The organism is Pedobacter sp. P26 (genome assembly GCF_050632135.1).
Classification (GTDB): domain Bacteria; phylum Bacteroidota; class Bacteroidia; order Sphingobacteriales; family Sphingobacteriaceae; genus Pedobacter.
Genome location: NZ_CP192574.1, coordinates 3,132,166 through 3,146,580, shown reverse-complemented (window position 1 = coordinate 3,146,580; position 14,415 = coordinate 3,132,166). Strand labels below are relative to the sequence as shown.

Here is a 14,415-nt window from a genome sequence, read left to right as displayed (position 1 = left end):
AGTTAAAAAATAGCGCAACATAGTATATCTGGATATGAAATCATATAGAAGTTCGACCTGGTTTGGGAAAAAAGATAAAATGGGCCTCATCTATCGCAGCTGGATGAAAAACCAGGGCATGCCTGAAGACATGTTTGATGGCAGACCGGTAATTGGGATTTGTAATACGTGGTCAGAACTTACACCTTGCAATGCCCACCTGCGTGATATTGCTGAAAGTGTTCGCCGCGGAGTATTGGAGGCTGGTGGCTTTCCGCTGGAATTTCCAATCATGTCATTAGGTGAAACGCTCATGAAACCCACTGCTATGTTGTTTCGTAACCTCGCTAGTATGGATGCAGAGGAATCAATAAGGGGCAACCCTATTGACGGAGTAGTGCTACTTACTGGCTGCGATAAAACGACGCCCTCTACATTAATGGGTGCGGCAAGTGTCGATTTGCCAACCATTGTGGTTCCCGGCGGCCCCATGCTAAACGGAAAATATCACGGACATGACATAGGCTCAGGAACAAGTGTATGGAAGCTGACAGAGGAATTAAAAAAAGGCGAAATTACTTATGATGAATATGCAGAGGTGGAAAGTTGCATGTCGCGTAGTCCTGGGCACTGTATGACCATGGGAACAGCTTCCACTATGGCTTGTATGGTAGAAGCGTTGGGCATGAGTCTTTCCGGTGGGGCAGCTATACCTGCCGTCGATTCCCGGCGGAAAAGGCTTGCTCAGCTATCCGGAAGGAGAATAGTTGAAATGGTTAAAGAAGACCTGAAAATTTCTAAAATACTAACACGGGATGCTTTTGAAAATGCAATTAAGGTAAATGCCGCGGTTGGAGGTTCTTCAAACTTTATTATTCACCTTACGGCTATTGCAGGGCGTATGGGTGTAGCGCTGAACTTAGATGATTTTGATGATATTGGCAGCAAAATGCCACTTCTGGTAAATCTTATGCCTTCTGGGAAATTTTTGATGGAGGATTTTTACTATGCCGGTGGTGTACCCACGGTTTTAAAACAAATGCAATCTGTTTTAAAAATGGATACCCTAACGGTAAGCGGGAAAACGCATGCCGAAAACATTGCCGATAAAGGAATAAATTACAATAAGGAAGTTATTTATGAATTTGAACAGCCGATCATTCCGGAAGCCGGAATTACCGTACTAAAAGGTAATCTTGCAGTTAACGGTGCGGTTATAAAGCCATCTGCAGCTACGCCCGGCTTAATGCAGCATCGGGGCAGGGCAGTAGTGTTTGAAGACATTGAGGATTACCATGCGAGAGTGGATGACCCTGATTTGGATATCGATGAAACTTGTGTAATGGTCTTGAAATCGGTTGGTCCGGTCGGCTATCCGGGTATGCCCGAGGTGGGTAATATGACTTTACCAAAAAAGCTACTTGACAAGGGCGTAACAGATATGGTAAGGATATCGGATGGCAGGATGAGTGGTACCGCATATGGTACAGTTATACTGCACGTATCGCCGGAGTCTGCTATTGGTGGAAATTTAGCGCTTGTAGAAAACGGAGATATCATTGAGCTCGATGTAGCCAATAAACGTATTCATCTTGAAGTGAGTGATGAAGTGTTAGCCCTGAGGCGAAGCAATTGGGTACAGCCAATTCCTGCTGCAACACGTGGCTATGTAAACTTATATATCAAACATGTTCAACAGGCAGATAAAGGTGCTGATCTGGACTTTTTAGTAGGCGGCTCAGGTTCAGCCGTAGCCAGAGACTCCCATTAACAGAAATATGGATGTACTGATTCTTTTAGGCTGTATAGTTATACTTGTATTATTAATTGCCTGGGCGAAGGTGAATACCTTTCTTGCATTTTTAATCGTATCTGTAGGGGCAGCCTTATTGCTAGGTATGCCAGCCGCCAGTATTCCGCAAACGGTTAATAAAGGATTAGGAGATACATTAGGATCTCTGGCAATCATCATCGTTTTGGGAGCCATGCTCGGAAAACTTGTCGCCTCCAGTGGTGCCGCTCAAAAAATAGCCACGGTATTAAAAAACACATTCGGCTATAAATCCGTAACCTGGGCCATGGCTTTAACAGGTTTTATAGTGGGCATTCCATTATTTTATAATGTTGGGTTTGTATTGCTTATACCCATTATTTTTTCTGTAGCCTATAACTATAAGTTACCCCTGGTATATGTAGGATTGCCTATGCTGGCATCGCTCTCCGTAATGCATGGTTTTTTGCCACCGCATCCATCGCCCATGGCTTTAGTTACTCAGTTTAATGCAGATCTGGTTAAGACCTTTACTTATGGTTTAATAGTGGCTATACCTGCAATAATTATTGCAGGTCCTATTTTCGCAAAAGCATTAATAAATATGCAATCCAGGCCAACGGTTACCCTACAAGCCGATGAACTGCCCGATAATGAGCTGCCAGGAATAACAAATAGTGTGGTTTCCGCATTATTACCTGTACTTATCATTTTGGGGACCACATTGATCACCAGGATATGTAATGACAATATCGCTGTGTTAAATTTTGCCAGATTTACCGGTGATCCAACTATTGCCATGATATTAACCATTTGTATTGCAACATACACCCTTGGGATGAGGTTAGGTAAAAAGCTGATTGACATTATGGTAATTTTTGTTGATGCAACAAAAGATATAGCAATGATCCTTTTAATAATCGGTAGTGCAGGTATTTTGAAACAGGTATTTGTAGAAACAGGGGTAAGTAACAGCCTTGCTGCAATTTTGCAAGGATTGACCCTGCCACCCTTGTTACTGGCCTGGTTAATAACGGCTGTATTAAGGCTTTGTCTGGGTTCGGCTACCGTAGCCGGCCTCACCGCTGCCGGTATCGTATATCCGCTTATCGGACCTCATGGTGCCGATCCAAATTTAATGGTACTCGCGGTTGGCTCAGGGAGCCTGTTTTGTTCTCACGTAAATGATTCCTCTTTCTGGCTATTTAAAGAGTATCTAGGATTGTCTATCAAACAAACATTTTTATCCTGGTCGCTGATGGAAACGCTGGTTTCCGTTATCGGACTTATCGGAATACTGATTATAAACCAGGTACTGTTTAGGTAAATCATCATTATCTTTAATAGATACAATATGTATAGTTTACAACATACTGTAAAGTAAATGGTTATGAGCCATTCGGTGAGTCAATTTAAAATTTTGCCTTACTCGCTGAAGTTTTGAGAATTTGTGCGATTTTGGCAATTCACTAAAAGTAAAAACCCTGCTAATCGTGCGATTGCAAGGGTTTTATACGTTTTGATAGTCTTTGGTGTGATCCCGCTGGGATTGGCTCAGCCCCACAAAACCCCGAATCTTTTACAAATCGAACCCAGGCCGGCGCTTCTGTTCGAATCCCAGAGGGGATAAAACATAAAAACCTCACATTTCTGTGAGGTTTCTTGTGATCCCGTTGGGATGTGAACTTCGTTCGATTTTCAGCGTTTAAAGGCTATCGGGAAGGTTTTTGAAAAGCGACTCACCGAATCACTCACCTTTTTGTCTGTATTTTTTAGTTGCAATTGCTATGATACAAATATAAAGAAAATAAGAGAGTTAAGCCGGGAAAATCGAATAGTATTTTATTTCAAATCTATTACCTTTGCGTAGATGAAATCGTAATAGGGTGTATATAATGCTGGCTCAACGCTACCACATCAAAACTTTCTCGATTTTTAATGCCTGTCGTTTCTGTAGAGCTTCTTGAAACCATGAGCGAACACGCTATACAAATTTTAAAACGCTGCGGCATAACGGAGTTAATAATTTATAATGGAAACCATACATACGGCATATAGTAGCTTAATAGCAACCATTTCTACTACCTATACCAATGGCAAGGTAGTAGCGTTAAGGGCTGTAAATAACCAGTTGTTAACTACTTATTGGCAAATAGGGCAACACATAGTAGAGTTTGAGCAAGGTGGTAAAGCTAAGGCCACCTACGGCAAGGCCTTATTAGAAAATTTATCAAAAGATCTTAAAAAGCTACATGGAAAAGGTTTTAGTCGTAGCAACCTTAATTATATGCGGTTGGTTTATGTGTGCTTCCAATTTGTGAGGAGCTTCCTCACAAATTGACTTGGACACACCTTTGCGAACTAGTAAAAATAAACGACCCATTAGAACGTAGCTTTTACCAGCAACAAGCCATATTAGAGAACTGGAGTACAACCGAGTTGATTCGTCAAAAAAACAGCTCATTATACCTTCGTTTGGCATCATCAAAAGATAAAGAAGGCATTTTAAAACTAGCACATCAAGGACAAATAGTAGCACAGCCAACTGATATTTTAAAAGATATCTATGTATTTGAATTTCTTAAAATAGCCGAGCCTTACCACTTATCTGAAACTGATTTAGAGCAACGATTAATTACTCATCTGCAAAGTTTTTTATTAGAACTGGGCAAAGGCTTTGCATTTATTGGTAGACAATATCGGATTACACTAGGCAACCGAAACCACTATGTAGACTTGGTTTTTTATCACCGTATATTAAAATGCTTTGTGTTAATAGACTTAAAAAGAGAGGAAGCCAATTACCAGGATGTAGGGCAAATGAATATGTATTTGGGCTATTTTGAAAATGAAGAAAATACCGAAAGTGACAACCCGCCTATAGGAATTGTTTTAGCCAAAGAAAAAGACGAATTGGTAATACAGTATGCTATGCATAATGTGTCTTCACAATTATTTGTACAAAAATACCAGTTGTATTTACCCAACAAAGAAGAATTGAGAAAAGTAATCGAAGACCAATTGAATAGAGAAACTGAATAAAAAAACACTTTTAAAAGATTGAGTCACTCGTCACAAGAAGCCAGAATATTATTATACCAATCTCTATTTCGGGGTCGTGAAGATATTTTTGCCATTCATTGGACAAAGGGAGCCAAAAGTGGCTATATGCCTGCAAAGTTATATGATCCTTATTTCAATAGAATTTATAAAAAACCTTCTGGTTCTCCAAGTTCAGAACCTGTAACTTATCTTTCACTAACCAATGATCAAGTCCAGAGACACCTTGAAGGAAAGCAGCTGATTGGTTTATATCCACTATTACAGGATAATAGTTCTTGGCTAATTGCAGCAGATTTTGATAAGAATAGCTGGTTGGACGATTGCAGAAGTTTCATCAAATTATGTGACGACTACAAAATTCCAGCTTATTTGGAGCGCTCTCGTTCTGGAAATGGCGGTCATGTTTGGATTTTTTTGATAGGGCTTATCCCGCTTTTAAGAGTCGAAGTATTGTCCTTGCGCTCCTTGAAAAATCAGGTGTGGTTTCTGCCTTCGATAAAAATTCAAGCTTCGACAGATTATTTCCAAATCAGGATAGGCTTTCGGGAAAGGGATTTGGAAATCTGATTGCCATGCCCTTTCATAAAACAGCAATGGAAGCAGGTAATAGCTGTTTTATAGATGCCAATACGACGTTACCATATGTTGACCAGTGGCAGTTTCTCGAAAGTATTAAGCGGATCTCTATCATCCAACTGGATAAAATATTTTTTTCATTAACCAATTCAAAAGTAGAAGAAGCCACCGCATCTGGAACGCTTAATATCTCCCTTTCAAATGCAATCGAAATAAAGAGCAACGAGATAAGTCCCGCATTAACCCATTTTCTAAAAGAGGAGCTCAACTTCTTCAATGCGGATTTCATCATTAAAAAGAACAGTGGACGAAGTACGTTTGGTACCAAGAGATATTTCAGGTTCATCGAGGAAGTAAATGGACGTGCCATTATCCCTAAAGGTTTTATCAGGAAGTTGGTTACACATTGTATTCAGCATAATATTCCGTATCAGCTAAACGACAATCGTAAATTACTGCCTGCAATAGGATTTTCTTTTAATGCCTCCCTGAAAGACTATCAACTTCCAGCTGTAGAAGCTGCTGCTAAAAAGGGTATTGGCATAATCGTTGCACCGCCTGGTTCTGGTAAAACTGTGGTGGCGCTAAAAATTATTGCGGATAAACGGCAGCCAGCGTTGATAGTGGTTCATCGTAAACAATTGGCCGATCAATGGGCTGAAAGGATAGAAGCATTTCTAGGGATCCCCAAACAGGATATCGGTAAGATTGGGCAAGGGAAGGCAACAATTGGAAAACAGGTTACGATTGCCATGGTACAAAGTCTTGCGAAAGAACTGCAAAAACCTGATGCAGTAAAGTTGGTTCGAGCTTTTGGAACCATCATCGTTGACGAATGCCATCATATTGTTGCCGAAACTTTTAAGGATGCCATCTCGCATTTCCATTCTTATTATCTATACGGGCTAACTGCAACGCCTTTCAGAAAGAACAGTGATGACAGACTGATTTTTATCCATCTGGGCGAAATAATTTCCGAACTGAAATCTGCTGATTTAGTGATTTCAAAACAGCCAGAAATCATCATTAGGAACACAGCGCTGGATGTTCCTTTTAATGCGAAAACAGATCGCTTTGAAACGTTATCAAATATATTGGTTCATGATGCAGATAGGAATAAACTCATTTTAAAAGACTTAGCATTTCAACTAAATACAGGAAAAAGAATCGTAATCCTTACAGAAAGAAAAGAACATATCGAAACATTGCAACAATATTTAAAGCAATACTATGAGACGGTTACTTTGAGTGGTGATGATTCTGAAGCTAGCCGTAACACCAAGTGGAAAATGTTAAAGGATGGAAACTATCAGGTGCTCATTACCACTGGGCAGTATTTTGGTGAGGGTTCCGATCTTCATAATGCCCAATGTCTGTTTCTGGTCTATCCATTTTCTTTTGAAGGCAAACTGATCCAGTATATCGGTCGGGTACAGCGTTCTGAGTTAACCCCCATCATTTATGATTACCGTGATATCAAGATCGACTATCTGAATGCCATGTTTTTGAAACGAAATGTCTATTACAAAAAGTTGATCAAACACCGAACATTATTTGACGACCCGATTGAAGAGGATGAGCCAGTAGAACAAACAAATAACGAAAAAAGCATTTTAGCTGATCAGGTGATAGAACGGAAGCTTAAAATAACCATAGCATCGCTTGATTTTCTATACGGTAGTATCGGGTTTCGTATCCCTATCCGTGAAGTTGGACATGAAGTATCATTCGATGTAGAAAACATCCACATCCGCCCCGAATTTGAAGTATTGAAGCCATATTTTGAAAAGTTTCTAAAAACGAAATCGATAGAGTTAGCTATCTGTATCATCATCGAAAATGGAGGTATCGTGGCCAAATCCGCAACCTCTCAAGACCTACAACAATTAAATAGAGAAGTTGTAGATAGTGTTCGTTTCCGCTTTGCCGAAAGGAATATTTTAATGAAATCAAACCTGTTAGGCAGGGGCGATAAAATATCCCAATTAAATACCAGTGATCCCAATACGTTATACGATTCTGGAGAAGAATTGCTTCAGGATGTCCTATGCAAAGGTAGTTATAGGCATAAGCTGCATCTCCAATATCTCGCTGAACAGCATTGTGGCAATATCTTAAAACTGAGATTTGTCATTAGTCCATTCGCATTTGTTTTTCTTATCAGAGGAATCGAACAATATCATATCATTATGGAAACCTTGGATACAGACGAGGCAACCTATATCTGGCAAATTCCGAAAGATATCGGATCGCTTAAAGCCTCACTCCTCGAGATTGATAATGATCTTTTGAAAATACGTAACGAAGGGCGTGCAGCATTTTTAGAATCAGCCCCTGTTAATTTTAGCCGTGTATTGCATGATTATACTGAGGAACTGAAAGGTTTTATTGTATGGAAGGATGATTTAGAACAGTGCTTGGTTTAGGGTGTGAATTTTGTTCAGTTTTAAGCGTTTAAAGGCTATCTGGAAGGTTTTTCGAAAAGTGACTCACCGAATCACTCACCTTTTTGTCTGTATTTTTTAGTTGCAATTGCTATTATTTAAATATACGATTTTTAAAAAAAAAAACCATTTGAAAAAAATTAACTATGATTTTAGTGAAACTATAAGGACTAAAAGACTTAGAATCTTTTAGTCGATGGTTTGAATACGCCATAGGTACAGAGCGTAAGTTTAAAGTTTTTCATCGCCAAACTTTTAAGTAAACCATGAAAAATTTCGATGAATATCGACTGCCTTCATGCTCTGCTTTTTTAACTGCCAAAATAATTTCATTCATTATAAATTGCGGTGTCGCCGATTTTGGTTTATGGGCGATATCAAATTCAGGGACTTGAGTTTTGAATGGATTTTTATCGGCCTGACAGCAGTACTTTGTGTTATCGGAAGAGCCCGCTATAAAAAATCAAGTCAGAAACCACAATCGAATTTTTAATTCAGTAATAACAAGGCACTTGAAGAAAGGTCTTTTATAATATTATACTTAAATCTAAATCGAAAATTTTCAGGGAATTCCTGTTCGAAAAATGCCCACTTGGACAAGTTGGGCATTTCGGCAAAAATGGCCACTCATTCCGCATTTAAACTGTCACCCCATTTCGCTTTAAAGTGACCACCTGTTCCGGGGCAAACTGGCCGTTCTGATCTTTAGATCAGCTCTTTTCGCCACTGGCTTTCGCGAATAATCTTTCAAATTCTGCATAAAATAAAAGCTCCTGGGAGCATATCTGCAATTCGGAATGGACTACGGTCGTTTCGCTGTTTTGGAGGGCTTATGGCGTTTTTCTGCGCGTTAAAATACCTACGAACGGATTTTGATCTTTAGGACGATCTGAATTGAGGATAAATCTGGCAGTAGAATGGATTGAACCGAAATGTTATGAGGAAAATGGATTTGAATCCGAAATGTATATTTGTTCAGAGGGAAAGGAACTTAAATGTGCATCATCCGGTAATCAAATTGGTGGCCAGTTTGGCCCGAAACAGAGGGGTCACTTTGATTGAAATATACAGTAATAGGCAACCCCATATCGAAAACACGTTGATGGGCATAATAAATGGCATTCTGCAAATGGTCAAGATGGGTGTTCAACGCCTTGATCTCTTCTTTGGAGCCGATGGCCCGGCTGCCCTTGGCGTTCCATCGTTTGGGGTCGCAATCCCGATTGGTGGCCATCTCCGCACGGTTTCCTTCTACGGTAATCCTCATGTAGATCGGCACATTTCCACTTACATAGTTCTTTTGCTTTTTCAGATAGAAAAGCAGGCTAAAATTGGTCTTCATAATCTAAAGATTAAAGTGAAACAACCCGAGAACCGATTTTCGGTTCGAGAGCTGCATCGCCGTTAAAAAATAATAAATAACAGTGATGCAAACATAGCTTTGCAACTAAATCTACACAAGATGTTCAGTTTGTAACAACCTGTACAATAAATGATTATGTACAATTCGGTGAGTCAACTTTAACCGTTTTGCCTAACTCACCGAACCACTCACCAAAGTTTTGTGAATTCGTGCAAAATTTGGCAATTCCCTAAAAGCAAAAACCCTGCTAATCATGCGATTGCAGGGTTTTATACATTTTGATAGTCTTTGGTGTGATCCCGCTGGGATTCGAACCCAGGACCACTACATTAAAAGTGTAATGCTCTACCAGCTGAGCTACGGAATCTACTTTGTTAAAAACGTTATCCGTTTCCTTTAAAGTGGTGCAAATATAGGGTTATAGACTGTTTCGTGCAAATAAAAAATCGCCAAAAGTGTTAGTGTATTGATTTATAGGCAAATTAATTATTCAGCCCTGATTTTTTAAATGGATTTGATATTTTTATTGCTCTTAATTTAAGATTAAGCCCTGTGAAATTCAACCTGTTACGCTATTTTTCACAAATGCGCTCCATATTAACCCTGCCAATTCAATAAAGTTAAAGATGAGGGAAATGGAAAAATATATACAAGATTCACTTTTTCTGAATAATACAGAAGGCATGTCAGATATAGCTACAACCATACGAAACCAACTATACCTAATAGAAGGAGGAGGTTCTTTTATATAAAATGCCTGTTATTGCAAAGCTTACCGGCAAAATCCAGAATCAAACCTATTGTTGATATTGCATTAGCGCATAGGGCTTTAGGCTAGTTGAGCACTAGCTAAAAGCCTTTTTTGTTAAAGTTGAAATTACGCAAACGTTTGACCCATTTTAATTAAATATTATTGTTTAGTTTGGCACAAACAAATAAACCGAACCAAAACTTTATGCAACAAACAACAAAACCAGGTCAAACCCAAAGACCAAAACCGCTTATTATTATTTGTGCGCTATTCTTTATTTTTGGCTTTGTGACATGGGCAAATGGAACCCTGATCCCTTTCTTTAAATTATCCTTTGGCTTATCAAATTTACAGGCATTCTTTGTAACCTTTGCTTCGTACATGGCTTATTTCTTTTTAGCGCTGCCTTCATCGTGGATACTGAAGAAAGTTGGCTTTAAAAATGGTATTGTTTTAGGTCTGGTGATTTTAGGACTGGGTTCCCTGATATTCATACCTGCAGCTTCAACGCGTACTTTTGGCTTATTCTTAACGGGTATTTTTGTTCAGGGAGCTGCCTTGGCATTGCTTCAAACCGCTTCTAATCCTTATTTAACCATTATCGGCCCTATCGAAAGCGCCGCAAAACGCATCAGTATAGCGGGGATTTGTAATAAATTTGCAGGAATGATTGTACCGTTGATTATGGGCAGTTTATTTTTGAAAAACGCTTCAGAGGTAGAGAAAAAGATACAGGCAGCTACTGGCGCGGTACACGAGCAATTGTTGAATGATGTTTTAGGTCGCGTAAATATACCATACATTGTTTTGGCCATCATTTTCTGTTTGTTCGCCATTTTTATCAAATTCACTGATCTGCCAGAGGTAGAGGTTGAAGAGGATATTATCGACGAAAGTAAAGGCGCAGTAGTAAAACACAGCAGTATTTTTCAGTTCCCTCACTTATTTTTAGGTGCCCTTTGTATTTTTGTATATGTTGGTGCAGAAGTAATGGCAGGTGATATTATCGGGATTTATGGCCGCGAATTGGGCATCAGCGTCGAAATCAGCGGAAAGTTAACCTCCATTACCCTTTTTAGTATGTTAATTGGTTATATCATTGGGATCATTACCATTCCGAAATACATCTCTCAACAAAAAGCACTTCGCATCTGCGCCATTTTAGGTATCATATTTACGGTTTTATCTTTCGCCATTTCGAACTGGTTTGCTGTAATTTTTGTAGCCTTGCTTGGTTTGGCAAACTCGTTAATGTGGCCGGCAATATTCCCGCTCGGCATCAGTCATTTAGGAAAATTCACCAAAATCGGTTCAGCTATTATGGTGATGGGTATTGCAGGCGGTGCAATTATGCCTTTATTGTATGCCTTTTTAAACGAAAAATTACACATCAATTTCCAATTGGCTTATCTGTTAACCGTATTGCCATGTTACCTTTATATTTTGTTCTTTGCTGTAAAAGGTCATAAAGCCGGACTAAAGTTAAAATAACCAAAACCAAATAAATTATGATTAAGCCCGGTCTATAATAGATTTGGCTTTCTTTTGCGATTAATTTTCAGTTATTTTGGCGAATTATAAACGAGACCTAAATCACATGTCTCACATCTTGATACTTGATACTCAATCCCCATATTTAACAATGAACAAAGCTATTTTTCTCGACCGCGATGGTGTACTTAACCACGAAATTTACGATTACATCTGCCGGGTTGAAGATTTTAAAATATTGGATTACCAGATCCCTGTACTCAAAAAATTCTTCGATGAAGGTTATTTGTTAATCGTAATCACCAACCAGGGCGGCATTGCACTGAAACGTTATACCGAACAGGAACTGGCCATTATGCACCAGATGTTAAGAAATGCTTTTGTAGCCAAAGGGGCCGATATTGCTGGCTTTTATTACTGTCCGCATCATCCAACTGTTGGCGGCGAATGCAAATGCAGAAAACCAGCATCGGGAATGATTTTAGATGCCATCGACATGTATGATATTGATCCGGCACAATCAGTTATGATCGGCGATAAACCCAGAGATGTTGAAGCAGCAAACGGGGCAGGAGTGAAGGGAATCCTGATTGAACCTGATGAGCAGATTAGCTATGAGAAGGTGAAAGAGGTATTGAAAAGAGAATCTTTAGTTTAGTTTGGAGTTCGGGGTTAGGAGTTTGGAATAAGCAAATCGCCCATACCAACATAATATGGAAAAGGTAATATGGAAGGTGAAACCTGCAATGGCAAGCGCCAGTAAAATCTTAATTACCTTAACTTCTTAATGGTCGAAAAATGTAAAATGGAGAAAGGAAGACTGGAGATGTAACCTGCAATTTGCCCATCACACCTATCTTACATCATCCATTTTATTAATTTGGGCGTTTTAACACGCTTATACACTATATCTTTTTGGCTGTCATTTAACTACGCTATCATTGACAGACTCCAATAAGAATGGTCGTCATCTCGACCGGAGCAACGCGTAGTGGAGAGATCTATCCAAACAGATTTTGCTTCGCAGAGCCTTCGGGTTCTCGACTGCGTTGCACTCTGCTCGAAATGAAGGTAATAAGAGGGAATTTTTACATGTAGATTAATTACTTTCCATTCCTATTGATTTTATAAAATAAATTATCCTTCAGGATGACAGCCAAAAAGGATGCCGTTCCCATCGTTAACGCAGAATGCCGCAATGACTTAAGAAGTTTAGAAAGGAAAGAAGCGAATGAATAACTTCGTCAGTCAGAAGCTTCTGAAATTCTATTAAGCTTTCCCTACCTAATACTTACGAAAATCTTTCCGCACGCCTTCCATTGAGTATTTCGTAAGTGCCGTAGCCATCTAGACCTGATTGAAATGGCATTCCGGTATTCGACTATTTTATATTTACCGAACATTACCGGAATATAATGTAAAGCAGGACTGCAGGAACCGATCTGCACTGTTCTTGCTCTCCAAAAAAATCATGTAAAATTGTAAGAGGGAAAACGGATGATGTAATCTGCAATTTGCAAGAACAAGCACCAATAAAGCCTTAATAGGCTTAACTTCTTAATGGTAGAAAAAAAGGAAAATGTAAGAGGGAAAAGGATGATTTGACATGCAAGAGCAAGCACCAATAAAACCTAAACTGTCTTAACTTTTTAATGGTACAAAAAATGGAAAAGGGGAGATGTAGCCTGCGCTTTGCCCATCATCCATTATACATCTTAGATTATCCATAAAACAAAAAATCCTAAGTCTTAAACCGGAAATCCGACTCAAGACTTAGGATTAAAGTCTTCCGACTTTAAATATTATTTACCCGCTGCTTTAGCGTGGTCAGCTAAGAAAGTAGCCAAACCGCTATCAGTTAATGGGTGTTTCAATAAGCCAACAATTGCAGCCAAAGGAGCAGTGATTACATCAGCACCTAGTTTAGCACAGTTTACAATGTGCAATGGTCCGCGGATTGAAGCTGCGAGGATTTGAGTTTCGTAACCGTAGTTATCAAAAATAGTTCTGATATCTTCAATTAAAACCAAGCCATCACTAGAAATATCATCTAAACGACCTAAAAACGGAGAAACGTAAGTAGCACCGGCTTTTGCAGCCAATAATGCCTGGCCTGCAGAGAAAATTAAAGTACAGTTGGTTTTGATTCCTTTTGATGAGAAATATTTAATGGCTTTAACACCATCTTTAATCATCGGAACTTTTACTACGATTTTCGGGTTCAAAGCGGCTAAAGCTTCACCTTCTTTAACAATTTCGTCAAAAGTGGTCGAAATTACTTCTGCACTTACGTTATCATCAACGATATCGCAAATTGCTTTATAGTGGTTAATTACATTTTCATCGCCGGTAATACCTTCTTTAGCCATTAAGCTAGGATTGGTGGTTACGCCATCTAAAATGCCAAGATCTTGCGCTTCTTTGATTTGATCAAGATTTGCTGTGTCAATAAAAATTTCATGTTTATAAATTCTTAAAATGATAATTAGGTTCTGTTGCTAGAACCCCTGAAGAATTTAATATCCCCCCTTCAGGGGGTTAGGGAGTAAAAAAGGGCAAGCACCTTCTATCGCACCGCTACAACCTTCTACCCTTGCTGCGTTCCCACCCTGGGGGAGTTCAAAGGGAGCTGGTCGTAAAAGACTTGCCCGGCCACAAAGGTAGAAAAAGAAGTTGTTTCGCAAAATGCATTTTTCTATTTTTTTTCTGTTTTAAGCTATGTGGCTGATTAGTAAATTAATAAAATTAAAATGTGTGTTTTCAGATTATATAAGGAAATACATGATAAACAAATTTTTAAGTATAATATTTGTATATGAATTTAATATTCATGAATAAATCAAATTAATAAAACGATTTATCATGGAATCTAGCTGGAAAAGCTCATTTATTGTACAATATTATCATTATAAATTTGATAATTATTAATGTGTAAAAATAAAAATATTTCAATTTAAAGACTTTAAATTACATAAGG

The 14,415-nt window shown here is 38.8% G+C and carries 8 protein-coding genes, 1 tRNA gene, 1 other RNA gene and 2 pseudogenes; 8 read left to right on the top strand and 4 right to left on the bottom strand.

Annotated elements, in window-relative coordinates; all coding sequences use genetic code 11:
- The first annotated feature begins 34 nt into the window (after positions 1 to 34).
- The 6 genes and pseudogenes from ACQ86H_RS14710 to ACQ86H_RS14685 all read left to right on the top strand — a co-directional run bounded on the left by ACQ86H_RS14710 (position 35) and on the right by ACQ86H_RS14685 (position 7,815).
- Entirely contained in the window at positions 35 to 1,750 is a 1,716-nt protein-coding gene (locus tag ACQ86H_RS14710) for an IlvD/Edd family dehydratase (RefSeq protein WP_431295311.1), read from the top strand.
- Between the two features lie 7 nt (positions 1,751 to 1,757).
- Positions 1,758 to 3,077: a gluconate:H+ symporter gene (locus tag ACQ86H_RS14705; RefSeq protein ID WP_138821118.1), complete on the top strand. Its 1,320-nt coding sequence runs from the start codon at positions 1,758 to 1,760 to the stop codon at positions 3,075 to 3,077.
- Between the two features lie 705 nt (positions 3,078 to 3,782).
- Positions 3,783 to 4,165, top strand: a pseudogene (locus ACQ86H_RS14700) (DUF1016 N-terminal domain-containing protein); the annotation flags it as partial.
- A 24-nt stretch (positions 4,166 to 4,189) separates the two neighbouring features.
- Positions 4,190 to 4,792 (top strand): PDDEXK nuclease domain-containing protein, encoded by a 603-nt coding sequence (locus ACQ86H_RS14695; protein WP_431295405.1) that lies wholly within the window; start codon positions 4,190 to 4,192, stop codon positions 4,790 to 4,792.
- An 18-nt stretch (positions 4,793 to 4,810) separates the two neighbouring features.
- Positions 4,811 to 6,315: pseudogene (locus ACQ86H_RS14690) on the top strand (TOTE conflict system archaeo-eukaryotic primase domain-containing protein); the annotation flags it as partial.
- Between the two features lie 72 nt (positions 6,316 to 6,387).
- Positions 6,388 to 7,815 carry a DEAD/DEAH box helicase gene (locus ACQ86H_RS14685; protein WP_431295404.1) on the top strand — a complete coding sequence of 476 codons (1,428 nt, stop codon included), beginning with the start codon at positions 6,388 to 6,390 and terminating at the stop codon, positions 7,813 to 7,815.
- A 1,009-nt stretch (positions 7,816 to 8,824) separates the two neighbouring features.
- Here ACQ86H_RS14685 and ACQ86H_RS14680 read toward each other — a convergent pair.
- Together ACQ86H_RS14680 and ACQ86H_RS14675 are read right to left on the bottom strand one after the other, a co-directional pair.
- Positions 8,825 to 9,175 carry an Arm DNA-binding domain-containing protein gene (locus ACQ86H_RS14680; RefSeq protein ID WP_431295310.1) on the bottom strand — a complete coding sequence of 117 codons (351 nt, stop codon included), beginning with the start codon at positions 9,173 to 9,175 and terminating at the stop codon, positions 8,825 to 8,827.
- Between the two features lie 315 nt (positions 9,176 to 9,490).
- Positions 9,491 to 9,563, bottom strand: a tRNA-Lys gene (locus ACQ86H_RS14675).
- A gap of 588 nt (positions 9,564 to 10,151) precedes the next feature.
- On the opposite strand from ACQ86H_RS14675, the gene ACQ86H_RS14670 reads away from it, so the two are divergent.
- Both ACQ86H_RS14670 and ACQ86H_RS14665 read left to right on the top strand, forming a co-directional pair.
- A complete protein-coding gene (locus ACQ86H_RS14670; RefSeq protein ID WP_431295309.1) occupies positions 10,152 to 11,438 on the top strand; it encodes a sugar MFS transporter in 1,287 nt (428 codons plus the stop codon).
- Between the two features lie 151 nt (positions 11,439 to 11,589).
- Positions 11,590 to 12,096, top strand: coding sequence for a D-glycero-alpha-D-manno-heptose-1,7-bisphosphate 7-phosphatase (locus tag ACQ86H_RS14665; protein ID WP_138821120.1), 507 nt, complete (start codon positions 11,590 to 11,592; stop codon positions 12,094 to 12,096).
- 1,144 nt (positions 12,097 to 13,240) lie between these two features.
- Here ACQ86H_RS14665 and fsa read toward each other — a convergent pair.
- Positions 13,241 to 13,909 carry a fructose-6-phosphate aldolase gene (gene fsa / locus ACQ86H_RS14660; RefSeq protein ID WP_431295403.1) on the bottom strand — a complete coding sequence of 223 codons (669 nt, stop codon included), beginning with the start codon at positions 13,907 to 13,909 and terminating at the stop codon, positions 13,241 to 13,243.
- A 79-nt stretch (positions 13,910 to 13,988) separates the two neighbouring features.
- Positions 13,989 to 14,088: signal recognition particle sRNA small type (gene ffs, locus ACQ86H_RS14655), an RNA gene on the bottom strand.
- Positions 14,089 to 14,415: the final 327 nt, after the last annotated feature.